This is a genomic window from Oceanithermus profundus DSM 14977 (genome assembly GCF_000183745.1).
GTDB classification, from domain to species: Bacteria; Deinococcota; Deinococci; order Deinococcales; family Marinithermaceae; genus Oceanithermus; species Oceanithermus profundus.
Genome location: NC_014753.1, coordinates 40,074 through 61,816 on the forward strand (window position 1 = coordinate 40,074; position 21,743 = coordinate 61,816).

Sequence of the window (21,743 nt, forward strand, 5' to 3'; positions counted from 1 at the left end):
CTTGGGTTAGATAGGGGGGCGGGTATGCTCTCCGGGGAGGTGAGGATGGAACAGCTCGGCCTCTTCGAGGACCACGGTTGGCTCGACCCCGACGAGCGGCGCCGCCGGATCGCGGCGGCCCTCCAGGGGCGGGACGTCGCGGGGGTGCTCGCCGGCTTCGACGCCTTCCTGCGCGGCTTCGGCCACCCGGAGTCGAGCCGGGGCGTCTGGGGCGCGGCCCTGGGCGACTTCCTCGCCTGGCTGTGGCTGTGGCAGGGGCGGGAGGGCCTCGACCTGCGGCCGGGCGACGTCGAGGCCTGGGCGGCGGCGCTGACCACGGCCGGTCGCCACCGGCTGGAGGGCAACGCCCCGCGCCGGCCGCTGGCCGCGGGCAGCCTGCGCACCTGGCTGCACGGGCTGCGGCGGGCGGTGGACTTCTTCGCCTGGGCCGGCCACCCCTGGCCGGACGAGGTGCGCTGGCCGGTGCTGCGCAAGGACCGGGCCGACCAGCAGCCCCCGGTGACCCACGAGGAGTTCGGCCGCCTGCTCGCGGCCGCGGACGGCCGGCCGGAGCCGGAGCGGACGCTCCTGCGGGCCATCCTCTACCTGGCCGGCGACGCGGGGCTGCGCCAGCGGGAGATGGAGCACCTGCGCCTCGGCGACTACGCCGAGGGGCGGCTGGGGGTGCGCAAGACCCCCTACTACGTCGAGCGGCGGATCGACCTCTCCCCCGCCGCGCGCGAGGCGGTCGAGGCCTGGCTGGAGGCCCGGGCCCGACTGGGCGCGCTCCCCGAGGAGGAGGCCTTCTTCGTGAGCCCCAGGCGGCGGGTGCCGCTCAAGCAGGACGCCTTCGCCCGGCGCCTCGCCGAGCTCTTCGAGGAGGCGGGCGTGGGCAAGGGGCGGCGGATGGCGGCGCGCCGGCTGCGCTCGCGGGCCCGCGAGCTCGCCTGGCAGCGCCTCGGCAAGCGCGAGGCGGTGGCCGAGTTCCTGGGGGTGGACCACCCCGAGGGGCCGGTCTGGACCCTCTAGGAGGAAGACGTGAGGCTGAAGGTGCGTTTCGAGACCCCCATCGGCGTCCCCGTCGAGGCCGAGCTCGAGGACGGGGAGGACCTCTACGCGGTGCTGCGCGAGCGCGGCGCCGCCGGCTGGACCGCGGTGCGGTTGCGCTACCAGGGGATCGTGCTGCCGCTCGCCTGCGAGCGCTGCTTCGACTGGCGGCTGCTCGGGGCCAAGGTGGTGGAGTCGGGCGGCTTCGTCGAGGCGGTGACCCTGGGGGGCGCGGTCTACAAGCGGCGCGACCTCGCCGAGCGGCGGGACCTGCCGCGGGTGATCAAGTATTCCCGCGGCGCCCGCGAGGGCGACCCGCCCCACCTGGTCGAGGGCTCGAACCAGGACCGCTACGTCACCCTGGTGCGCTTCGTGGGCGAGGGGTCCTGCCCGCCGGAGTTCTGCCGGGAGGGCTAGGGCGGCCGGGCCGCGACCCGGAGGAAGGCGCCGCCGGGATCGAGGCGGCGCAGGGCGGCTTCGAGCTGGGGGCGGTGCACCCAGCGGCCGCCCTGGCGCATCAGGAAGAGGCCGCGGTCGGGCGCGTCCTCGCCCTGGACGACGAGGGCGAGCGCGCGCATGCCGGACTCCGGCGGCAGGTAGGGCACCGCGTACACCCGCGGCGCTTCGAGGCCCAGCGGCTCCAGGCGCTCGCACAGGCCGTGGACCGCGCTCGGGGGGAGCGGCTTGGCGCGGCGGCGCAGGCGCCCGAAGCGACGGGTGAGCCCGGGGTCGGTAAGGCGGGCGGCCAGGGCGGCCTCGAAGGCCTCGGGGAGGGGCCGGCCGGCTACGCTCTTCAGGCGCAGGTGCGGCGGCGGGGGCGGGTTTCGTGCCATCGTCGCTCCTTTCTTGGGGCCAAGGAAGAGCCCCCGCGCCTTCGCGCGGGGGCCTTCGGTGGGAGGAGACGGGGACCGTCTAGAGGCGGACGTAGTGGAAGCGTCCCCGGAGGTAGACCTGTAGTTCGATCGCTTCGGCGTCGGGCACGGCGCTCCTGGCGCGGGCGACGGCGGCGTCGAGGTCCTCGCCGGAGTAGAGCGGCACCCGGTAGGGGGCCTGACCTTCCCCGGGGCGTACCAGCAGGACGGGTTCGGCGCCCTCGTCGAGGAGTTCCCTGGGGGACAGGTCGCCGTAGAGGCGTTCGTTCCTTTTCATCGTTCGACTCCTTGCAGTTCGTCGAGGATGCGGTGCAGCAGCTTGAGGCTCTGGTGCACCCGCCAGGGCCAGCCGGCCCACTCGGCCTCGAGGAACCAGAGGTCGCCGTCGCGGCGCAGCTCCAGGTTGCGGGGGGCGCGGGGCTCCCCTCCCCTGCGGTGGGCGATGGCGATCAGCGGCGGGACCTCGGCGAGGCGCTTCTCCTTGAGCGTGCGGGCCACCTCGTCCTCGGAGGGGGGCTCGCCCTTGGTGCGCTCCAGGTGCTCGAGGAGATCCTCGTAGACGTCGGGCATCAGGGTCAGGAAGAAGCTCCAGGGGCCGCGCTCGGCGCCGAACCCGAAGCGGCGCCAGCGGCCCTCGTAGCGGAGGCGTTGACCCAGGTTGAAGCGGTACCCGGCGGAGTGCTGCATGAGGTAGTTGCTGATCTGGCCGCCGTCCCGGGCCCGGCGCGCCCCCAGGTTCCGAACCTCGATCACGGCCGGCCTCCCGGAGCGGAGCGCGAGGTGGAGGGCCTCGGTGCGTGCTGGGGGAAGGAGGGTCGAAAGCGCGGTTCCCACATGCCACACAGTCTGGCAAAACTCCGGTCTTCCTTGGGCGCAAAAAGTGTCCCCCTGGGTGGGGGACGGGTAGGTGCGGGATGCGGGGCAGCTCAGGAGGACTCGTCGAGACGTCTAGGCCAGGGCTTTGCTAACCCACCGCCTGGCGGATGCGGTCGAGGAAGGGGCGGATGGGGTGGGCGAGCCTCTCGTAGAAGTAGTCCTCCTGGGTCATCCCGTCCTCGGGGGAAAGGTCCAGGGTCCGCATGGGCGTGAGGGGGAGCCGGGCCTCGACGAGGAGCTCACCAGGCGCGATGGGGTAGCCGCACGATGGGCCCCGAGAGAACCGCACGTCGGTGGACTCCCCCGCCCCGACCAGGGCGACGTAGAACGGCGGCTCGAAACCCATGGACACGAGGGACGCCAGGTTGGGGGTCAGCGCTTCGGGGACGGCCTCGAGGAGCTCGTCGGTGCTCAAACAAAAGCGCTTCCCCGAGACCTCGAAGGCTCGGGCGTCGGGCAATCCGAGGAGCATCTCGCCCCGGTGGGTCAGGTAGACGAGCTCCTCGACGCTCCCGTCCTTGGCGTCGGGTCGGGTCCCCAGGGCACCGAAGTGGGTGGGTCGTAACCCCACCCGCGCTTCGGGAGGGCCGAGGAGCAGGTGCATCGCAGGGAGCCCGTCGCCCGCGGGTCCGATTTCGACCTCGCGACCCGACACCGCGAGCGGCACGGAGGCCACGTAGAGGTAGAGGCCCACGCCGTCGGTCTCCTTCACTGGAACGTTCCGGCCGTGCTGGGCCGCGTCGGCAAGCTCGCGCGCCCGGGCACGGAACCCCTCGAGGACGGTCCGGCGGTGCGCCCGCACCCGGTCGATCTCCGCGGCCGTCATGACGACGGTCTCGCGGCCGGACCTCTGGGGGTAGACCCCGTTCACCTGGTGCGGGGCGTCGAGGCTCGGCGGAATCTCGACGACGATCGCGTAGCGGCCGTCGTCCAGGTCGACCGTGACCACTCGGTTGTCGATGGGCGGGTCGGCGTGCTCCTCGAGAGCGTCTCGAAGCAGCATCGCGACATGAAACGAGGGGGCGCCGTCGAAGCCCACGAGCCGCACGGGAAGGTCGCCGGTGGCTTCGATCCCCTGCACGACGACGCCGCCGTGGGCGTTCGCCAACGCCGCTGCGGCATGGACGAGCGCTTCGACTTGAGACTCCCCCTCGTCGCGACCCGCCTCCTCGCCCTGGGGGGCCTCTTCATCTTCATCGGAGGGCCTTGGGACGTAGACGAGGTGGTGGCCCGCGCGCACGCGGTCGGTGACGAGGCGCTCGAGGTCTTTTTCCGTTGGGGGCATGCTGCCAAAGATCTTTTCCATGTTTTTAGCCTAGGGGGGATACGAAGGGGGGCCTGGTGTGCTAGAACACCACCCAGAGGGGCTCCGTGGACCTAGTCGGTACCGGTGAGGGATGGAGATGTACGTTGGGGACGGACTTTGCGAGCGCCCTCTCTACCGCGTAGCGGGCGGCGCAGAGGTTCATCCTCCTTCACCCAGGTCGTGCGCGAGCTGGCTGTGCGTGAATCCTCCTGCCTGCCAAAGGCGATCGAGGACGGGCTGGAGGCGGGCCGCCACCACCCGCGTGCCCCTTTGCCACGCCTCTTCGTCGCGCTCGTCGCTGGAAGCCTTGGCGATCGCCTCTACGTCATCGTCGAGGAGCAGTTGGTCGAGGAGCAGGAATGGCCTTTGTAGTTCTCGCCCACTGTACCGGGGCTTGCCGATCCTGTAGCCGTGCGCTCTCACCAAGACGAGGGCGAGGTAGTAGGGGCCCTCGAACCCCACGTCCCCCAGGCGGGGCAGGTTCTTGCGCAGCATCCTGGTGACGTTCAGCTCTATCGCATGGGCATCGATGCATTGGGGCTCTTCCCCGTGCTGCTTGCAGTGGGTGTATTCGCGGAGGGGCCCCACGCCGTGAAAAAGCTCGCCCTCGTGCGTCATCAGCGCGAAGTCCACGTGTGGTTCGCGCTCCTCGGCCGCGAGCAGTCCGTCGGCGTGGTGACCGAGCCGATAGCGCCCAGCGAAGGCGCTTAGCCACCGTATCGAGTGGAGCTCCTCAGGCCCGAGCACGCGAACGGCCGCGGCGTCGTAGGTCGGAACCGAGGCCACGTAGAGGAGCGCCCCGGCCCAAAGCTCCCAGCGAACGGGGCCGTAACCGCTTTCGAGGTCGTCGATGCGCTGGCGCAAACGCTCGCGCATCTTCCTGATCACGTCACCCTTCTCGGCGAAGGCGCGGCGAACGTCCATGTAGCTCATACGCTCGGAACTCCTTCCCACCCTGCGATAGAACCGACCATCGGCCATGAGCGGGGCATTCAGGCTGCGGGGCACCTCGACGACGATCGCGTAGTTGCCGTCCTCGAGGCGGACCGGCTGGGCGTGTACCTCGACCGCGGGTTCGGTGAGGTCGCGGATGGCGTGCTCGAGGGTAGACGCGGCACGGTCCGGGTCGTCGAGCTCCATCCCCACGAGCTCCTTGGGGACTCCGCCCTCTTCCTCCACCCCGTAGATCAGGTAGCCCCCGTAGGCATTGGCGAAGGCGGCCGCGTCCTTGGCGGCCTCCTTTCGGCCCCCTTTGGTCCCCAGATCAGCCTCGCGCTTGTAGTCGAGGTAGGGCCCTTCGGAGACCTCGCGGTCGATCAGCGAGCGGAGGTCCTCCTCGGTGAGGGCGGAAGTGGGCACCCCGAAGATCTTGCGGTACATGCTTTCATTCTAGGGGACCGGGTGGTGCGCCGGATGTGGCCCGGGATGGAAGGAAGGGGCCCGTAGGCCCCTTCCGCTACGCGCAGCCGGGCGGCTAGGCCGCCGCGGCCTTGCCCGTGAGACCCGCGGCCCAGCGCAGCTTGGCCTGGGCGCGTTCGTAGGCCGCCCGGAGGGCCTTGGGGACGTACCCCAGGCGCTTGAAGGCCTCGAGGGCCTCCTCCTCTTCGGTGGCCAGCTTGGCGGCCGCCTCGAGCTCGGCCAGGGTCTCCTTGGCCTCGCTTTCCCCGAGGGCCGCCTCGAAGGCGGCGGCGGGATCGTACCGCTCGTCGGCGATGAGCTCGCCGATGGTGGTCGACCCCTCCTCGCCCACGGGCCGGTCCAACTCCAGAACGGAGAGGAGCTGGAGGGCCCAACTCACCCGCTCGGGGTCGGCTTCGCGACCCCGGCGGCCATCGCGGGGCTTCGCGATCTCCCCCGCGATGGCCTCGGGGGTGGCCGGAAGGCCCTTCCCCTCGAGGTTGCGCTTGACCGCCGCCACCTGGCGCAGGAAGCGCGCCATGGCGGTCGAGAGCGAGACGCCCCCGCGCTCCATGGCCATCTGGTCCTCCAGGTGGACCTTCAGGTCCGCCAGGAAGAGGCGGGCCATGGAGACCCGGCGTGCCAGCACTCGCTTCGGGAGGCGGTGCACCCACTCACCCAAGAAGGCGAAGCCGTCCTGGACGAGGTCCTGGTACCGCTCGAGCGAGCCGTAGCTCAGCTCGAAGGCCACCAGGTGGATCACCGGGGCCATGCCCCGGTAGAGCGCCTCCACCGCGGCGCCCCGCTCACCGTTCAGGTACGCGGCCGCGGCCGCGTACATCTCTCCACGGCTGGGGGGAGACTCGGCCGCCCAGCGCTGGAGGACCTCCACGGACGTCATTGCTGCTCTTCTTCCCATCTTCTTCCTCCCACCCCGACGGGTGGCTTACCAGCACGACCGGGGTGGGCTTCCTGGCCCCCTCCCGGCGCGCCGGCGCCGTCGGGGACCAGTTCGAGCCTAGCGCACCAGCGGTCCGGGCTGGGCGCGAAAAAGGAGCCGCCGGATCGCGCCGGCGGGCCATACACTTTTTCCCTTCATTGTTGGAAGGGAGCCGGGGTATCATTGGGACTATGAGCGGCTAGGCACGAGACACCATATGCGAACCGCCCGGATTGGGGAGTCCGGGCAGCGCAGAAGCCATCTTGACGTGGGCGATCTCTCTAAAGCCCACTTTACAAGAAAACCGGCCTCTGCGCAAGGGGGAGCGTATTGTCTCGAATCCCGGCCTACCGCTCGGGAGGTCGTATGCCATTTGCGCAGAGCAGGACGGTAAATTCTCCACCTTCGTTCCTTCGAGGGATCGCCCAACCCAAAGACCTTTGGGTCGCGGGTGAGACGACGCGAGCCTGGGACCGGGTGCTGCCCCGGGACCGCAAGGCGTTCGCCCTCGAGCTCGCCCGGGAGCTCCTGGCGGGGCGCCACGTGGGCCGTACGCGCCAGGCCCGCGAGCACGCCGAGCGGGTCCTCCACTACCTGGTCTACCTGGGCCTCCAGCAGGCCCAGCGCAGCCGCCAGCGGCGGGCGTCCGAGGTGGCCGTGCACGTGGTGCAGAGCCTGGCCGCGGTGCGGCTGTGGCCCGAGGCCAAGCCCGAGACCGCGCGCAAGCGCTTCGGGGTGGCGCTGAGGCGCCTGGCCTCCCTGGGCCTGGTGCGCCACCGGGGGCACGTCGCCGACCTGCGCTCGAGCTCTGGCCGGATCCTCTACGACGGCACCGTTGTGCGGGTGCGGCTGCGGCCCGGGCAGGTGGGCGGCTTCCTGCCCGAGGACTTCACCCACCCCTGGCGCGACCTGGCCGCCGACCTGGCCGCCGGGCGGACGGCGAAGGCCTTGATTCGTGCGCGCGAAGTTTCCCACACCTCTACCGAGGAAAGAGACTTCAAAACCAACACCTTGAAAGACTTGGGGTTTTCTTCTCCCTCACGCGTTCTTGCTTCGGTAGATACCTGGGAAACTTCGCTCCCGCCCAAGCCCTCGCGGGGCCAGATGCGCGACGCGATCGTGGACCTCGAGCTGGTGGAGGAAGCCCGCCACCTCGCCGTGGACCGGGTGGCCCGCATGATGGCCGCTGCGCTCGACGACGCCGCTTCGGTACGCTACTTCGCCGGTCTCCTCTGGCGGGCGCTGCGTTCGGGGCGCCTCTACGCCCTCGCGCAGCAGCTCGAGCGCCTCATGGCCGAGGTCGAGGAGGGCGGCGTCCGGAAGCCGGGCGCCCTGCTCGCGTCGCGGATGGGGAAGCTGGCGGCGTAGGCTTAGTCATCGAAGACGTCTTCCGGGAAGGCGCTGCGGCTGGCGCGCATCTCGTCGAGGACCTGCACCACCTCCTGGTGGAAGCGGGCGAAGCGAGCCGTTGCTCAATCGAGACCCGCGGCTACGCCGGCAACGGGGTAAATATGGGTCGAAGGTGGGGGTCATCCGAGTAGCCCCTCCCCCCTCAGCTCTGCCTTTGCGCGCTCGAGGACCTCGTTAGGGAAGGTGTCGAGGCCCCACAACTGGGTTGCCTTCTCCCCTACCGCGATGATCGCGTAGCGCCAGCGGGGCTCCCTGCGGTCGACGAGGGCCAGCTCCGGCCGGCCGTGGTCGGGCGCCTCGGGCTGGTAAGAGAGGGCGAACCGCTCGTCGAGCTGGCGACTTTGCACTCCCCCGTTCGTTCGCTTGCGCGGCATTGAGCCCCCTTTCTAGAGCTCGCGGACGGTGCGCTTGAGCTCTTCGAACAGCGGGGCGTGCTTGCGGGTGGGCACGACCCGGTAACCTTCGTTGATCAGTCGGCTCATGGCCTCGAGCACCTCTTGCAGGCGCTCGCGCCTTGCCCCGTCGTCGAGCAGGGCGTCTTCTACCCGCGCGCGCAGCCCCTGCAGGCGCTCAAGCTCGTGTTTCGGGGATGCCGGCTCTGCCTGTGCGAGCGAGGCAACCGCGGCCTTAAGGACGTCCTCGAGCGACTTATTGCTCATGGTCTTCTCCTTTCTCCTGCGACAACCCGGACGACTGCGAGGCCTGCACCCTGTGCAGCCTCGTTCCTTTCGCTTTCTTGTCAGGGGGTTCTATTGATGCTCTTCAGGGGCGCTTTCTTCGGCCAACCAGCGCTCGAAGAAAATGGCGTGATCTTCGAGCCGCATGGCCGCTTCGTGGGGGACTCGAACTTGCACGGTCTCGCGCACCAGCTCCGCAAGGCGTTCACTGGCCCAGAGGACCTGCCGCGGAAGCGGATCCAGGGCCTCTCCGTAGCCATGCAGAACGTGGGCATCGCGCTCGAGATCGACGAGTAGGCGAACGGCTTCTTCGATCAGGGGTCCAGCGGTGGTAGGTGCATTGTGACGCGAGAGGCGGCGCAACAGGTCGGGGACCCGTGTCAGGTGCGACCGCGCGAGGAGCGCGGCTTCTTCTCGACTTCTGGACACGGCTCCTCCTTCTTGCGTGCAGGCAGCAGGGGGTTTCTCTTTCCCGTTACCCACGCCAGTGTCGTGTGGAGTGCGATCACGGACCAGCGCCACCACCCGGGCCGGCACGGGATGTCTAGTCCGTACAACGCGCGAAGCGATCCGTGGTGCACGTTCTCCACGAAGACCGCTAGGTTCTGGCTGCCCGGCTCGTGCCGCGAGGGGTAAAGCACACCCTGGATTCCTGCGCTCCGGGCAGCGAGGGCGAGCTCGTGGATGGGAACGTAGTCGCCACGAATGGCCTTCATGTCGTGATAGCGGTCGCTCACCTCTTCCGGGGTGATGGGGAGCAGGCCCGGGGCTTTCGAAAGCAGCTCTTCAAGGTGAAGCACCCGCTCGAGGCGAACCCGCACCGGGACGATGCAAAGCGGCGCACGCTCGTGGCGCGGGCGCAAACCTCCATGCATCACAAACTGCCCACCATGACCAAGATCGTCGAGGCCGTACCGCGTTTCCAGCACCACCGCGGTGGGCGAAGCCGAGAGGTAGAGCGTAGGAAGTTTCGTGCAGCCATCGAAGCGACCCACGCTCTGTTCGGCCCCTTTTCCGTTCAGCAGCACGGAACCGGGGCAGTGATAGGGCGGCCGCATGGCCCGGTAGCCGACGTGGTCCTCGAGTGGACGAACGAACGCCCCGGCTTTCGCCAGGGCGCCGTCGAAATCGCGGCCCTCGTTCACGTCTCGGGCTCCCCCCTGTAAAGGTTCGCTACGGTCTGGTACACCAGCTTCATTCCCCATGGCTCTTTCGCCATGAGCTCGATGGCGGAGAGGCTCCCCTCCTCGCTCCAGCGGGTGCTCGGGGTTTTCAGCCAGGCGACGGCGTAGTCGAGGTCCCCGTAGAGCTCCTCGAGCATCCTGAGGATGCGCTCGAGTTCAGCCGCGCGCTTGCGGATCTTCGGCGTGGCCGAGTTCCGGCTCAGGGTCGAGGAATCCACGCCGAGGATCGGGGCTAGTGTGGAGAGGGGGATGCCAAGCACTTCTGCGATCGCCCGCGCGTCGTAGTCCTTCTTCCGGTTCCGTAAAGGAAGGATGGGGGCGGGGCCAAAAACCCCGGTGTGGGCCAAAGGCATACCGATCTCCCTTCTAGATCAAAACGGCTCCGTCATGCTTACCTGAGTTTACTACCGCAGGGTAGTAAAGTGCAAAAACGCTGCACATTTTTTGCTCATGATATGCCCTACTTGATCGCCAGCAGCCGCCGGCGGGCCTCGAGGTAATCGTCCGGGTTGGGGTGGTTCGCCAGCAGCTCCTCAATCTGTTCGAGCGGCATGGCGGCGAATCCCGCGGCGGCGTAGGTCTGCTCGAGCTCATGGAGCCGTTCGGCCAGCGGTTCGCGCTTGCGTTCGGACTCCAGCTCACCGCGAACCAGAAAGAGGACGAAATCCTCGAGCAGGTCGGTCCATGCCTGGAGGAAATCCTGACCCCGCTGTTCGATCTCGGGAAGGCGGGCTCGCTGATCCACGGCGTTGTGAAAGGCGCCTAGAAAGGCGTCGACGCGCATACCCTCGTCTCCGTGAAAGTCCCAGGGATAGGAGAGCCACACGTCGAAGAGCCCAATGGCCCGATCGTAGTCCCCGCGACGGACGGCGGCGACGACGTTGTCCACGAAGGCGGCGGGGTACATTCGATCGAGGTCCCCCGCATTGAAGCGAGCAGGGCGGATGGTCATTCTTGCACCTCCATCAAAGCAAGGGTAGCACCACGAAGGGGACCAATAGGCGCCTTTTTGCTTGTCGGGGTCAGCGAGCGCGCAGACCCATCCAGAACCCGGGCACGAACCCGGCGGCGAAGGGCAGGTTGTAGGTGAGTACGGCTATGGCCTTCGACCACATCGACTCGATGCGCTCGGGGGCGAGCGCCGGGGCCAGGTCGCGCTGGATTCCAGCCCAGTCCACATGCAGGTAACCCTGGTAGGCCAGCACCTGCACCCCGATGAAGAAGAGCCCCACGACCAGGGCGACGATTCGCCCTACTTGTTTGAGGGCGAACCCGGCGGCGAAGCCCGCCAGGCCGCCCAGCCCCAGGGAGCCCCAGGGCAGCGTTACGCCGTCTTCCATGGTTCAACCTCCGGTGTAGCTGGCCAGGCCCTCTTTCAGCGCAGCAGCATCGAGGGGAACGACCTGGCCGGTGCGCAGGTAGACGAGGCGCACTTCGGGCTCGATGCCCCAGTGTTTGCGTACGGCCTCGCGATAGAGCGCGAGCTGGGAGTGGTAGCGCTCAGGGTGCACCTCGCGGTCGGTCTTGTAGTCTTCGAGGTACCAGACGTCGCCTACGCGGTACAGGCGGTCGATGACCCCCTCCCAGGCCGTAGCCCCGAGCGGGTAGACGAGGGGAAGCTCGGCCAGGTCCACTTCCCGCTCCTCGAGGCTCGGGATGGCGCTGCCCAGCAGGGTCCGGTAGACCCGCAGGAGCGTGGCCACCTCTTCGATCACGGCCGGCCGGCGATCCGCCGGAACCTCCTCGAGGACCTGCTCCCCCTCAAGGGCCAGCAGCACCTCGGGATCGTCGGGGTCCCAATCGCGCTGAATGCCCTCGTGAACGAGGATGCCTACGATCCGCCCGAGCAGCCGCGCCTCGGGGTCGGCGGGCCATGCCTCCTCGGGATCGGGGACCTCGAGCTCGCGCTCGGCCTTCAGCGCGGTGGGCGAGCTCACCGCCGGCGGGGCCGGGGGCAGGGGCGTGGCGAGCTCTGGATCCACGGGGAGGGTAGCGGCCTCTTGCTCGATGGGTTCTTCGAGGGCGATTTCTGCGAGGGTTACGTTGCGGTGTTCGAACTTCGACCCGAGGTTCAGAACCTCGGTGAGGTGGTGCAGCCACGAACCCTTTCTGGGCTCCTTCACCGCGGCGCTCACGATGAGGCGCTCGGAGCTTCGCGAAAGGGCCACGTAGATCAGCCGGTGGTCCTCGCCCTCTTTGCGAGCCTTCAGCGCCTGTGCGATGGATTCGTATGCGTCCTCGCCGTTGAGGGCCACGCGGCCGGTGCGTGGTTCGATGACGAGCTCGTCGGAGTTGCCGTTGAAGGTGCGGTCGGCGTCGAAGATCACCACTACGGGAGCTTGTAGCCCCTTGGCGGCGTGCGCCGACATTACCCGCACGGCGTCCCCGCCCAACCGGGCGAGGCTGGCTTCTTCCTCGCCGCCGCTGCGGAAGCTCTCGAGGGTGGCCACCGCCTCGGGGTACGTGCGGGTGTGCTCAATCCGACCCAGGACGTAGAGGACGGTGTCCGCCATCTCGAGCTCGAGCAGGTCGAGGAAGGGAGGACCCTTGGCCGTCGGAGCCTCGATCAGTCGCGTCAGGGCCTCGGCGGGGCGCATCTTCTCGGCGTCGGCCCGGAGTCGCAGCAGGCGCTCGGCGGCCTCGGGGTGGTGCAGGGTCAGGTAGGACTCCGGAGCGTCCTGGGCCAGCACCTCGCGCACTTGCCCGAGCGTGAGCCCGCCAAAGGGGCCGCTGAGGAAGACGGCTAGGCTGTCGCGCGGCGCTTCGCCCGTGGCCAGACGCAGGGCATGGTAGAGCTCGCGAACCTCGGGCTCCTCGTAAAGCCCCCGCAGCCCAACGACCGCGAAGGGCAGACCCGCTCCCCGCAAGGCCCGCAAGAGCGGCGGAAGCTGATGGCGTCGCCGGAACAGGACGAGCATCTGCCCGTAGTCGTAGCCCTCCTCGTCGTGCAGTCGGCGTAGCTCGCGGGCCAGCAAGCGAGCTTCCCCGTTCCGCAACGCATCCAGCGTGGCTTTGCCATCTCCGGGAGTCACGGTGATCAGCTCCACGCGGGCGTCGCCCTCGCGGCCCGGCTTGACCTCGGGGGCCTCCTCGGCGGTGAACGCCTTTCCGAGGGCCGCCTCCGCGGACGTAAAGGCGTTGAGGAAGTCCGCGAGCGCAGGGGGATGACGGTAGCTCACCGTCAAGGTCTCGACGTTCCCGTTCTCGCGCGCGCGGCGATGGGCTTCGCGGAAACCCTCCACGTCGGCGTCGCGGAAAGCGTAGATCGACTGCTTGGGGTCGCCCACGACCTCGATGGGCACCCCGGCCTCCTCGAGGGCTTCGAAGACCCGAGCCTGGATCGGCGCGGTGTCCTGGTACTCGTCGACCAGCACCACTCCGAGCCGGGACCGTACACGCTCGAGGGCCTCCGGGTGGCGGATCAGGGCAAGCGCCCGACGCTCGATCTCGCTGGGGTCGAGATAGCGGCCGCCCAGGCGTGTCAGCCAGCGGGCGTAGACCTTTTTGAACCCCGCGACCAGGCTCCGGCTTGCGTCGCCCGTTCCCTCGAAGGCTTCGGAGATCGAACGCCGCTTGAAGAGCTCGACCAGCGCCGTGGTCACGGTCTCGTCCACTTCAGCGCCCTCGATGATCGCGAGGTTGCGGACCTCCTCGAGGAACCACGCCCGCGCGGTCGCCGGGTCGATCACCTCGAAGTGAGGGTCGAGGCCCAGCATCGGCGCCGTCAACCGAAGCAGGTACCCGAAGAAGCTGTGAATGGTGCCGATGGGGGCCTCGAGCACCCTCACCTGGTAGTCGGCTAGCCGCTCCGCCAGGGCGGGCGAGGGGGTGAAGTCGTAGAACGATCCCCGGCCCAGGGCCTCGAAGATGCGCTCCCGAAGCTCGGCCGCGGCCTTGTTCGTGAACGTTACCGCAGCGACGCGCTGCGGCGGATGCTGCTCGAGGTGTTCGAGGTAGCGCTGGGTGAGCCGGGTCGTCTTCCCCGTCCCCGCGCTTGCGACGATGACCTTCATGCGTTCCCCTTTCTCCGCACGACGCGGTGGCGACAAATGTCGGCGAAGCGACAGCTGCGACAGCGATAATCGCTACGTGCAATTCGGTACACACCGCGTTCGGCGTTGGCAACCATGCGCACGGCCCTCTCTACTCCACGTACGAAATTCTCGTTTCGAAGGACCCATCTCCCGAAAGGAGTCTGGCGTGTAGCGATTCGGCGGCGCAGAGGGATCGAGTGGACGCTCACCATTACCTCGCGCCCGTCGCGGGCTAACCGCCTAACCGCGAGGTAATAGCTCGGACGTTTGCTTGCGTGCTCCCAGGCACTCCTGCTGCTCTTTATCTCCTTGGTCGTCACGTAGATGATCTCGGCAAGCTCGTCGTCGCTGACTACGATGTGGAGCTTCACCGGGAAACCCATCTCACCGCCCACCTTCTCCATGACGGTGAACTCAGGTAAAAAGTGCCAGCGCTCGTCTACCTCGGAAGGATCAAACCCTAGCCCTTCCAGGGCTTCCCGGTCCGTTCGATCCCCCTTCAAACGTTCGAGTAGTTCGTACCACTCAAGCGCGCCCTCGTCTTCTTCGCCCAGGTTCATCCGCTGAAGAAAGGCCTGGTACCCGCATTCGTCGAGCATGCGCACCTGATCAATGTGGCGATAGGTCAAGGGTGCGGCGACTTCGGGCGGGCTGTAGATGCCCTCCTTGCGCTCGGCGGGGAGGGGCGCAGGATCGGCGAGGGGCACCTTTTCCTTTTTCATGCCGATCAGCGCAACTTCCGGTTCGACCGGCCCGCTCGCGCTGGCCAGCGGGAAGCTGAGGGTCGTCGTCCGGCCGGCGCCACGCAGCTCGTCCCACAGAGAGAGGGTCCGGTTGCGAAGGCGCTCGGGCAGCCCCAGCTCTTCGAAGGCAGCGTCCCAGGGCAGGCGCACCCCGGGATCGTCGGGCAGGAAGTAGTCTTCCTGCTCACCCGTGAGGTAGGCGCCCGCAAAGGCGCCGGCGACGAAGGCGTGTTCGAAGCGGCGCCCCCCAAGCCGCCCCGCCGTGGTGAAGGTCACTCCGCGAGCCTCCTGGCGCACGGGGCGCAAGGTTCCCAAGAGGGCGCGCCACCAGTCGCGCATGCGCGCGGGGTCGTAGTCGTGGCCGTTTACGAAGCGCGCGGCGAGGAAGCCGGCGCGCATGAACTCGTCCGCCCAGGGCGAAGACGCGAGTAGCGGATCCTCTTGGATCAACCTGCGCACCCAGTCTTCGGGATCCTCCGAGGGTTCGGGCTCGAGCATCCGCCGGGCCTCCTCGAAGCGCTCTTCCAGGCCCAGCTCGGAAGCTAGCCGTTCGGTGGCTTCCATGCCCGAGACCCCCAGGGCGTAGAGGCGGGCGGCCAGCGGCTCGAGCCCGGGCACACGCCGCAGGGCGTCCGCCGTAGGGTGGTCGGCCAGCGCGAGCCGGTCGAGAAGGTGGCGGCCCTCGTCGAGGTCGGCTAGGCTCTCGGTGTGCTCGTCGGCGAGCGGGACTTCGAAACGCTGCGCGAAGTGGCGGTAGTGGCTCGCCAGGCCCGGGGGCGTAACGACGACGATCTCGCTTGGGGAAACGCCGTCGACCAGCAGGCGCTTCACCCGGGCCATCACCCAGCGCGCCTCCTCCACCACGTTGGGGAGCGCGAACCGCTCGAGTTCGACATGGGACTCCTCGAGGAGCTGGCTCGTGGGAAGCGTGGGGACCGGTGCGGGCGACGTGACGACGACCTCGCCCCCGAGCTTCGCGTACGCCTTGAGGAAGCGCACCTCTACCGGCGACAGCTCACGGAAGCCGTCCACGATCAGGGTGGCGTACGGTAGGCGCTCGAGCTCTCCCAGGTGCTCGAGGGCCTCGTTGCGCCGGTCGTCGGGGTCCTGGTAACGCCGGCCCTGGCGCAACTCTTCGTAGCGCGCGTAGACTTGCCGGAGCCGCGCCGCTTCCCGGTCGGGCTCGGGCACGCTGTCGGGCTTCACCCCGTAGCGCTTGAGCTCGGCGATGGCCCGGGCAAATAGGCTGGCCTCGCCCGGGCCCGGGGTGCGGCCGTCGACCTCGCGCAGGGCCTCCCCCACCAGCGCGATGCGCTCAAGCGCGTCGAGCGGCGGACCCAGGCGGCCAAGCTCCGCCAGGATCTCGGTGTAGAGGGCCTGCCAGTGGAGCACCTTGAAGCCGGGCGCTCCACCCTGTTCCCGGGCAAAGCGGGCGAGCAGGTGCCTGCGTGCCTGCGGCAGGGTGACGACGCCCACGCGGTGGGGGGTAGGCTCGCGGAGCCGCTCCGCGGCCAGGGACAGGACGTGGGCGGTCTTCCCCGCCCCCGCGGGCCCCACCACGGTATGAAGCGCTGCCTCGTTTTTCACGTCGACCTCCTCTTCGTATTGTTCCAAGAAATCGGGCGCCCCGAAGGGCGCCCTGCACCGTTTTGGCGATTACAACTAAGAAAGCAAGCCCTCTCCTGAGGCTCGCCCTGCTAGGGGGAGTTCACGTTCCGCATCGGCCACACGCCCGCTGGCGCGCGTGTACTGGCGGAACCTTTGCCGAATTGTCTTGAGTGGGATTCCGGTTAAGGAGCTCAAGGACTTGCTGTTGAGGTGCCCGACGGCCTGAAAGACGTCCTGTACGCGCTCCATGCGGTTGCGCGTATCCCGCCACACCACCCAGTCCGTCATGCGGCGCAGCTCAAACCCAACGAGGCGGCCAAAGGCCGCCTCGACTTCTGCTGGCCAGCGCCGCTCCGTGTCCAACTCGAGGACCCGGGCGCCGATCGGAAGCAGAGGTTCGCGCCCGCTGTACTGGTCGTTGGGGTCGAGGGGCATTCCCACGGCGCCGGGGACAAGCAGGTAGGTCGGGCGCAGGTCGAGCTCGAGGTCCAGGTACCCGACGCCCACGAAGCCGTCCAGCACGATGATCGGCCGGGACAGGGAGACCGGGGAGGTCCATTCGAACTCGCGGAGGTGGGCATAGGGGCGAACGATTTCAATAAAAGTTTTGGCCTCGTCGGGAACACTAAACGGCGCGACGTTGATACGGGTCATGCACGATCCTCCCGGGCAGTCAACCTGAGAAAACGATAAGGCGGGAATTAATCCCTGTACATCCCCCAAATGGGGGTATCAGTCCAAAAAACAACGTCCCCATCGGCGTTAACCCCGCAAGAGTACGTCCAACCAGGTGTACCGCCGGCTCGCCTGCACCGCACGGGCTCGGTAGAGGGCCTCCGGGTGGAAGAGCAGCGTATGGTACTGCTTGCTGCGCGTCAGCGCCGTGTAGACGAGTTCCCGCGAGAGCAAGGCCATGTGGGCCTTGGGAAGGATCGTGATGACTGCGGGCCACTCCGAGCCCTGGGACCGGTGTACCGTCATCGCGTAGGCGAGGACGAGCCGGCTGCGTTTGTTCCCGGGGATGGCGAAGCGGTCGGTCGGGGTTTCGAAGGTGAGGCCCAGGCTTCCCCCGCCCCGCAGCACCCCCACCTCACCGTTCATGATTCCCAACTCGTAGTCGTTGTGGATCCACACCGCGGGGTCCCCTTCGCGGGCCTCCATGCCCCAACCGATCGGCCCCAGCGGTTTCCCCCCGGGATTGAGCTGCTGCTGGAGGAAGGGGCTGAGGCGACGCACCCCCAGGGGGCCCCGGTTCCCGGGCACTAGCACCTGGGGCCGTTCGCCGACGATCTGCTCGAGCCTCTGGAGCTCGTCGAGTAGCGTCCGCAACGTCGTTTGCGCGGCTTCTTCCTCGAAAGGCAAAAGGCGCAAACGTTCGCCGTCGGCCAAGGGCATCCTGCCCTCGCGCAAGGCGTAGGCCCCGTTCACGATGGGGCTGTCCTGCGCTTGACGAAAGATCTGCGTCAGCCGCAAGGTGGCCACTCGGGTCATCAGATCGCGCAGGAACTGCCCGGGACCTACGGGCGGAAGCTGGTCGGGGTCGCCGACGAAGATGACCGAGGTGCTCGGCGCGAGCGCGTCTACCAGGAAGGCTGCGATCTCGGCGTCGAGCATCGAGGTCTCGTCGATCACCAGCAGGTCGTACGGCAGAGGGTTGCGCGCGTGGTAGAGAGGCCGGCGCGCCTCCCCCAGCCCCAGCAGCCGGTGAATCGTTTCCGCAGGCAGACGCGCGACCTCGGCGATGCGACGGGCCGCCTTCCCGGTAGGAGCCGCGATCCCGAACCGCATCCGATGCAGCTCGGGGGCGGCGAGTAGCGTGGCGATCGTCGTCGTCTTGCCGCTCCCGGGACCACCGGTGAGGACGACCACGCGGTTTTCGCGCACCAGCTTGAAGATGCGAGCCTGCTCGTCGGAGAGGCCGTGGCCGGCCGGAGGCGTAAGGCGCAACCCGCGGCCGGGCTTCAGGCGAAAAAGGAGCCCGTCGGCGATGCTGCGCTCGGTTCGGTAGGGCTGAACCAGGCCGTAGCGCCCCTGCTCCTCAACGATGAGCCGCTGCTTTCGGGCTTCCCGGGCCAGCTCCTGGATCTCTTCCTTGCCGAGGCCGCTGCGTTCCGCGAGCAAAAAAAGAGGAGCGGCCGTGTGTCCTTCCCCAAGCAGGTCGATCAATCCACCCAGCAACCGCTCGAGGCGCGGGAAGACCCGCCGGAGAACTTCACGCGGCACCCCGGGCACGAGCAGCTCTTGGGGCTTGTCGAAGGCCCGTTCCGGCCGCGAGCCGAAGCGGGCCGCGAGCCAGCTCGCGGCTTCCTCGCTAAAGCCTAGCTTCAGATAGCCCTCGATCTTGGCGAGCTCCTTCGAGGGCGGCGGCGCGAGGCCCAGGAAACGCACCACCCTGAGCCGAGGCCCGTATCGGGGGTGGACCGTGTGCTCGGTCTCCATGCGCACCCACGTCCCCTCTACGGGGGTGGGCATCTCGCCCACGGCGGTGTGGCGCTCCCCGGCTTCGTTGCGGACCGCAACGACGGCGAAGCCGTCTTTCAGGTAGACGACCCGCTCGATCTTCCAGCGGCCCTCGCTTACCAAGGCCCCTCCTCAGGCCGCTAGATCGCGGCTTCGCGCCTCCTCGAGCGCCCGCTCTGGATCGTCCAGGTGGCCGGGTTCCAAGCGAATCTGCGACACTTCGGGATCGGGCAGGTGGAAGAGCAGTTCGTGCACGATGGGCTCCAGTACGGCCTGGGGCGCACGCCCGCCCGCGCGCCGGTGGTTCTTCAGGCTCCGGCGCACCACCTCGTCGACGAAGGCTTCGCTCATTTCGAGCCGTACGCCGTAGGCGTCGAAGATCCGGCGGTACCGCTCGAGGTAGGAGTTCTCCACCTCCGCGACGATGCGCCGCAAGGTGTCCCCGTCCAGCGGGTCGAGGCGCACGAGCTGCGGCACCCGGCCCATGAACTCGGGGATCAACCCGTAGCGGATCAGGTCTTCGTGGGTCACTTCAGGAAGGGTCTCATCGGGCTCCGGCGTGTCCGCTCCGAAACCGATGCCCGGGCGCCCCTTGCGCTCCTCGAGGATCATCTCCAGCCCCTCGAAGGCCCCAGCGAAGATCCACAGGATCCCATCGGTCTTCATCTGCACGGTATCCTCGCCGGGGTGCTTGCGACCCTCCTTGAAGGGCACGTTGGCGACGGTGCCTTCGACGAGCTTGAGCAGTGCCTGCTGAACCCCTTCGCCGGAAACGTCGCGGGTGATCGAGGGGTTCTCCCCGCCTTTGCGGGCGATCTTGTCCACCTCGTCTACGAAGATCACCCCGCGCTGAGCAAGCTCGAGATCGCCTCCCGCGGTCGCGAGCAGCCGGGTGAGGACGCTCTCCACGTCGTCGCCCACGTACCCCGCTTGGGTCAGGCTGGTGGCGTCGGCGATGGCCACGGGCAGGCCGGCGACGCGCGCGGCTTCCTTCACGAGCAAGGTCTTCCCCGTCCCGCTCGGCCCGACGAGCAGCACGTTGGCCTTCGGGAGGTCGGGGTTTTTGAAACGCAGCGCGTGGGTCGCAAAAGCGACGGACAGAGCGCGCTTGGCCCGCTCCTGGCCCGCAACCCTCCGGTCGAGCTCCTGCTTGATCTCGCGAGGAGGGCGGGCGCGTTCTGGCAAGCGCGCAGCGGCCGGCGCCGGGGCGGGTTCGAAGCGGTCCTCGTTCTCGAGGTAGCGCATCCCCTCGTTGAGGCACTGCTCGCAGATGTACTGCGGCGGCCCCTTACCGTCGCCGTATTCGACCAGGAGGGCCTGCTCGGGCCCCGCCTCACACACGATGCATTTCATGGCGTCTCCTTTCGTCATCCGCGGATTTCTCGCAGCTTCTTTGGTAGGAATTGCTTGGCCTTGATGGTCAGGGGTTCATGGTGGGCGTACTCCTTGGTGTCTTGCAGCCGCAACACCACCTGACGCATCAGGTCGGCCGCCACGAAGGGGTCGGTGATGAAGTTCGTGATGAGGGTTACCGCCCGCGCACCCGCCAGGGTGTAGCTTTCAGGGGCCGTCTGGGCCCAGTGGCGCAGGGTCAGGTAGACCTTCTTCACCTCGTCGCCCTTGTACTCGCGCAGGGGGCGCCAGATCTTGGCCATGGTTTGTATGGTGTTCCGCGCCGGCTTGTTGCCCGCGTGGAACTTAGGGATCTCCGGGTCCTCGAGCAGAATGCGCGCGAGGTTCGAGGCCCCCAGGACCGGGTTGTACCCGCGCTCGATCCGCTGGAGCCCCTCGACGTAGAGCGAGGCGATGCGCCCAAGGGCGTTCAGCGGAAGTCGCGCCCCCGCCTCGATGAAGGGGAGCGCGCGCCGCAGGCGGCGCTCGCCCAGGTCCTTGATCGCCAGATCGAAGACGAATTCCCGGGGGAAATCGGGATTCGGCACAATCCACTGCGCGAAATCCTCCAGCCGCACACGCTGGAGCTCCGGAACCATCGTGGGAGCGGACTCTTTCATCATGCCGCCAATCTAGAACGCCGCCCCCGGGGAATGGGCGTCTTTTTTGTGGGCGGTTCGGAGCGGGCTACAGACCCCGGTGACCGGCCGCGATCTGCGCGACGCCTTCGTCGATCAGCCCTTGCACCGTCAGGTTTTCCAGGCTCTCCCGCATCGTCCGGTGCCCTTCCGCCTTGTTTTCCAGCTCGGCCGCGAGCTGGTGCAGGTGGCCCTCCCGAATCTTGGAGCGCACGGCCGTCGTCCCGCGCATGAGCTCGAAGGCCAGGACCAGGCCGTTGCCGTCCTTGCGCGGAAGGAGCCTCTGGCTCAGCACGCCGATGAGCTGCTCGCTGAGCTGGGCGCGACCTTGGGCCTGCAACCCCTCCGGCAGAGCGTCAAGGATCCGCGACACGGCCCCCACCGCTCCAGAGGTGTGCAGCGTCCCGAGCACCAGGTGTCCGGTCTCCGCTGCGGTCAAGGTGAGCGCGATCGTCTCCGGGTCGCGCAACTCGCCCACCATGATGACGTCGGGCGCTTGTCGCATCCCGGACCGCAAGGCCTCGTAGAAACCGCGGGTGTCGCTGCCCACCTCGCGCTGCACCACGTACCCGCGCTTGTTCTTGTGGAGGTGTTCGATCGGGTCTTCGATGGTGAGGATCTTCCGGGCGTAGCGCGTGTTGATGTAGTCGATCAGTGCGGCGAGCGTGGTCGACTTGCCTGAAGCCGTCGCGCCGGTGACCAGGAAGAGCCCCGATCGAGCATCGACCATCCGCAGGATTTCGGTGGGCAGCCCCAGCTCCTCGAAGGCGGGAATGCGGCCGGGCACCACGCGGAAGACGGCGGCAGGCGCCCCCATCCGGTAGTAGAGGTTCACCCGAAAGCGGCCCAGCTGCGGAACCGCCACCGAAAGGTCGCGGTCGAGCACCTGCCGGTCCGCTACCTCCTTGAGCGCATCGGGTGGAATGGCCTCCCGAAGCGCGTCGAAGAGGTTTGGCATCGTCCATTCCTCGGGAAGGGGCACCACCTCTCCGTTCAGTTTGAACATCGGCGGAGCCCCGTCGGCCACCTCGAGGTCCGACGCCCCCACCCGCACCGCGGCCCCGAGCAGGGCCGGGAGCATCTCGTTGGGCAGGGGCACTTCGTCGGGCAGGTGTTGGAGGACACGACGTAGGATCTTGGGCAGCGGCGTTGGCTTCACGCCGTGGATTATAGGCGAGG

23 protein-coding genes are annotated in these 21,743 nt (G+C 68.3%); 4 read left to right on the top strand and 19 right to left on the bottom strand.

All coding sequences use genetic code 11. The annotated features are described in order from the left end of the window. Positions 1–45 precede the first annotated feature (45 nt). Positions 46–1,008, top strand: coding sequence for a tyrosine-type recombinase/integrase (locus tag OCEPR_RS11565; protein ID WP_013449724.1), 963 nt, complete (start codon positions 46–48; stop codon positions 1,006–1,008). Positions 1,009–1,017: 9 nt separating this feature from the next. Beyond that, positions 1,018–1,443: a single-stranded DNA-binding protein gene (locus tag OCEPR_RS12395; protein ID WP_013449725.1), complete on the top strand. Its 426-nt coding sequence runs from the start codon at positions 1,018–1,020 to the stop codon at positions 1,441–1,443. On the opposite strand, the gene OCEPR_RS11575 is transcribed toward OCEPR_RS12395, so the two are convergent. The 6 genes from OCEPR_RS11575 to OCEPR_RS11600 form a co-directional block, all read right to left on the bottom strand. Next, entirely contained in the window at positions 1,440–1,859 is a 420-nt protein-coding gene (locus OCEPR_RS11575) for a hypothetical protein (protein ID WP_013449726.1), read from the bottom strand. The two genes, OCEPR_RS12395 and OCEPR_RS11575, sit on opposite strands and share 4 nt — an antisense overlap. 79 nt (positions 1,860–1,938) lie before the next feature. Next, positions 1,939–2,175 (bottom strand): hypothetical protein, encoded by a 237-nt coding sequence (locus OCEPR_RS11580; RefSeq protein ID WP_013449727.1) that lies wholly within the window; start codon positions 2,173–2,175, stop codon positions 1,939–1,941. Next, complete coding sequence (locus OCEPR_RS11585; RefSeq protein WP_013449728.1) at positions 2,172–2,651, bottom strand: hypothetical protein; 480 nt, start codon at positions 2,649–2,651, stop codon at positions 2,172–2,174. Before OCEPR_RS11585 ends, OCEPR_RS11580 begins: the two co-directional genes overlap by 4 nt. A gap of 211 nt (positions 2,652–2,862) precedes the next feature. After that, entirely contained in the window at positions 2,863–4,080 is a 1,218-nt protein-coding gene (locus tag OCEPR_RS11590; RefSeq protein WP_013449729.1) for an AlbA family DNA-binding domain-containing protein, read from the bottom strand. Positions 4,081–4,239: 159 nt separating this feature from the next. Beyond that, positions 4,240–5,460 (bottom strand): AlbA family DNA-binding domain-containing protein, encoded by a 1,221-nt coding sequence (locus tag OCEPR_RS12400; RefSeq protein ID WP_013449730.1) that lies wholly within the window; start codon positions 5,458–5,460, stop codon positions 4,240–4,242. 94 nt (positions 5,461–5,554) lie between these two features. Further along, complete coding sequence (locus OCEPR_RS11600) at positions 5,555–6,379, bottom strand: sigma-70 family RNA polymerase sigma factor (RefSeq protein WP_148229357.1); 825 nt, start codon at positions 6,377–6,379, stop codon at positions 5,555–5,557. A gap of 516 nt (positions 6,380–6,895) precedes the next feature. On the opposite strand from OCEPR_RS11600, the gene OCEPR_RS11605 reads away from it, so the two are divergent. Further along, entirely contained in the window at positions 6,896–7,786 is an 891-nt protein-coding gene (locus OCEPR_RS11605) for a hypothetical protein (RefSeq protein ID WP_041554939.1), read from the top strand. A 161-nt stretch (positions 7,787–7,947) separates the two neighbouring features. Here OCEPR_RS11605 and OCEPR_RS11610 read toward each other — a convergent pair whose 3' ends face one another. Continuing rightward, positions 7,948–8,175: a hypothetical protein gene (locus OCEPR_RS11610; protein ID WP_222829141.1), complete on the bottom strand. Its 228-nt coding sequence runs from the start codon at positions 8,173–8,175 to the stop codon at positions 7,948–7,950. A 39-nt stretch (positions 8,176–8,214) separates the two neighbouring features. Further along, positions 8,215–8,487, bottom strand: coding sequence for a hypothetical protein (locus tag OCEPR_RS11615; RefSeq protein ID WP_013449734.1), 273 nt, complete (start codon positions 8,485–8,487; stop codon positions 8,215–8,217). Positions 8,488–8,583: 96 nt separating this feature from the next. Between OCEPR_RS11615 and OCEPR_RS12675 the strand changes: the two genes are divergently transcribed. Continuing rightward, positions 8,584–8,802, top strand: coding sequence for a hypothetical protein (locus tag OCEPR_RS12675; protein WP_013449735.1), 219 nt, complete (start codon positions 8,584–8,586; stop codon positions 8,800–8,802). Positions 8,803–8,885: 83 nt separating this feature from the next. Here the strand turns inward: OCEPR_RS12675 and OCEPR_RS11620 are convergent, their stop codons facing one another. From OCEPR_RS11620 to OCEPR_RS11675, 11 genes are all read right to left on the bottom strand, one after another. Then, positions 8,886–9,650 (bottom strand): RES family NAD+ phosphorylase, encoded by a 765-nt coding sequence (locus OCEPR_RS11620; RefSeq protein ID WP_013449736.1) that lies wholly within the window; start codon positions 9,648–9,650, stop codon positions 8,886–8,888. After that, the gene (locus OCEPR_RS11625) at positions 9,647–10,042 is read right to left on the bottom strand and encodes an antitoxin Xre-like helix-turn-helix domain-containing protein (protein WP_013449737.1); all 396 of its coding nucleotides are present in this window, start codon (positions 10,040–10,042) and stop codon (positions 9,647–9,649) included. Before OCEPR_RS11625 ends, OCEPR_RS11620 begins: the two co-directional genes overlap by 4 nt. A 107-nt stretch (positions 10,043–10,149) precedes the next feature. Continuing rightward, positions 10,150–10,641, bottom strand: a complete 492-nt coding sequence (locus OCEPR_RS11630; RefSeq protein WP_013449738.1) for a hypothetical protein — start codon at positions 10,639–10,641, stop codon at positions 10,150–10,152. A gap of 70 nt (positions 10,642–10,711) precedes the next feature. Beyond that, positions 10,712–11,029 (bottom strand): FUN14 domain-containing protein, encoded by a 318-nt coding sequence (locus tag OCEPR_RS11635; RefSeq protein ID WP_013449739.1) that lies wholly within the window; start codon positions 11,027–11,029, stop codon positions 10,712–10,714. Positions 11,030–11,032: 3 nt separating this feature from the next. Continuing rightward, positions 11,033–13,702, bottom strand: coding sequence for a UvrD-helicase domain-containing protein (locus OCEPR_RS11640; RefSeq protein ID WP_013449740.1), 2,670 nt, complete (start codon positions 13,700–13,702; stop codon positions 11,033–11,035). Further along, a complete protein-coding gene (locus OCEPR_RS11645; protein WP_013449741.1) occupies positions 13,699–16,053 on the bottom strand; it encodes a hypothetical protein in 2,355 nt (784 codons plus the stop codon). Before OCEPR_RS11645 ends, OCEPR_RS11640 begins: the two co-directional genes overlap by 4 nt. A 75-nt stretch (positions 16,054–16,128) precedes the next feature. After that, the gene (locus OCEPR_RS11655) at positions 16,129–16,728 is read right to left on the bottom strand and encodes a hypothetical protein (RefSeq protein WP_013449742.1); all 600 of its coding nucleotides are present in this window, start codon (positions 16,726–16,728) and stop codon (positions 16,129–16,131) included. Positions 16,729–16,836: 108 nt separating this feature from the next. Further along, positions 16,837–18,657, bottom strand: coding sequence for an ATP-dependent DNA helicase (locus OCEPR_RS12405; RefSeq protein ID WP_013449743.1), 1,821 nt, complete (start codon positions 18,655–18,657; stop codon positions 16,837–16,839). 9 nt (positions 18,658–18,666) lie between these two features. Then, the gene (clpX, locus tag OCEPR_RS11665; protein WP_013449744.1) at positions 18,667–19,887 is read right to left on the bottom strand and encodes an ATP-dependent Clp protease ATP-binding subunit ClpX; all 1,221 of its coding nucleotides are present in this window, start codon (positions 19,885–19,887) and stop codon (positions 18,667–18,669) included. 14 nt (positions 19,888–19,901) lie between these two features. Next, a complete protein-coding gene (locus OCEPR_RS11670) occupies positions 19,902–20,549 on the bottom strand; it encodes a hypothetical protein (protein ID WP_041554943.1) in 648 nt (215 codons plus the stop codon). A gap of 64 nt (positions 20,550–20,613) precedes the next feature. After that, the gene (locus tag OCEPR_RS11675; RefSeq protein WP_013449746.1) at positions 20,614–21,723 is read right to left on the bottom strand and encodes a type IV pilus twitching motility protein PilT; all 1,110 of its coding nucleotides are present in this window, start codon (positions 21,721–21,723) and stop codon (positions 20,614–20,616) included. Positions 21,724–21,743 lie beyond the last annotated feature (20 nt).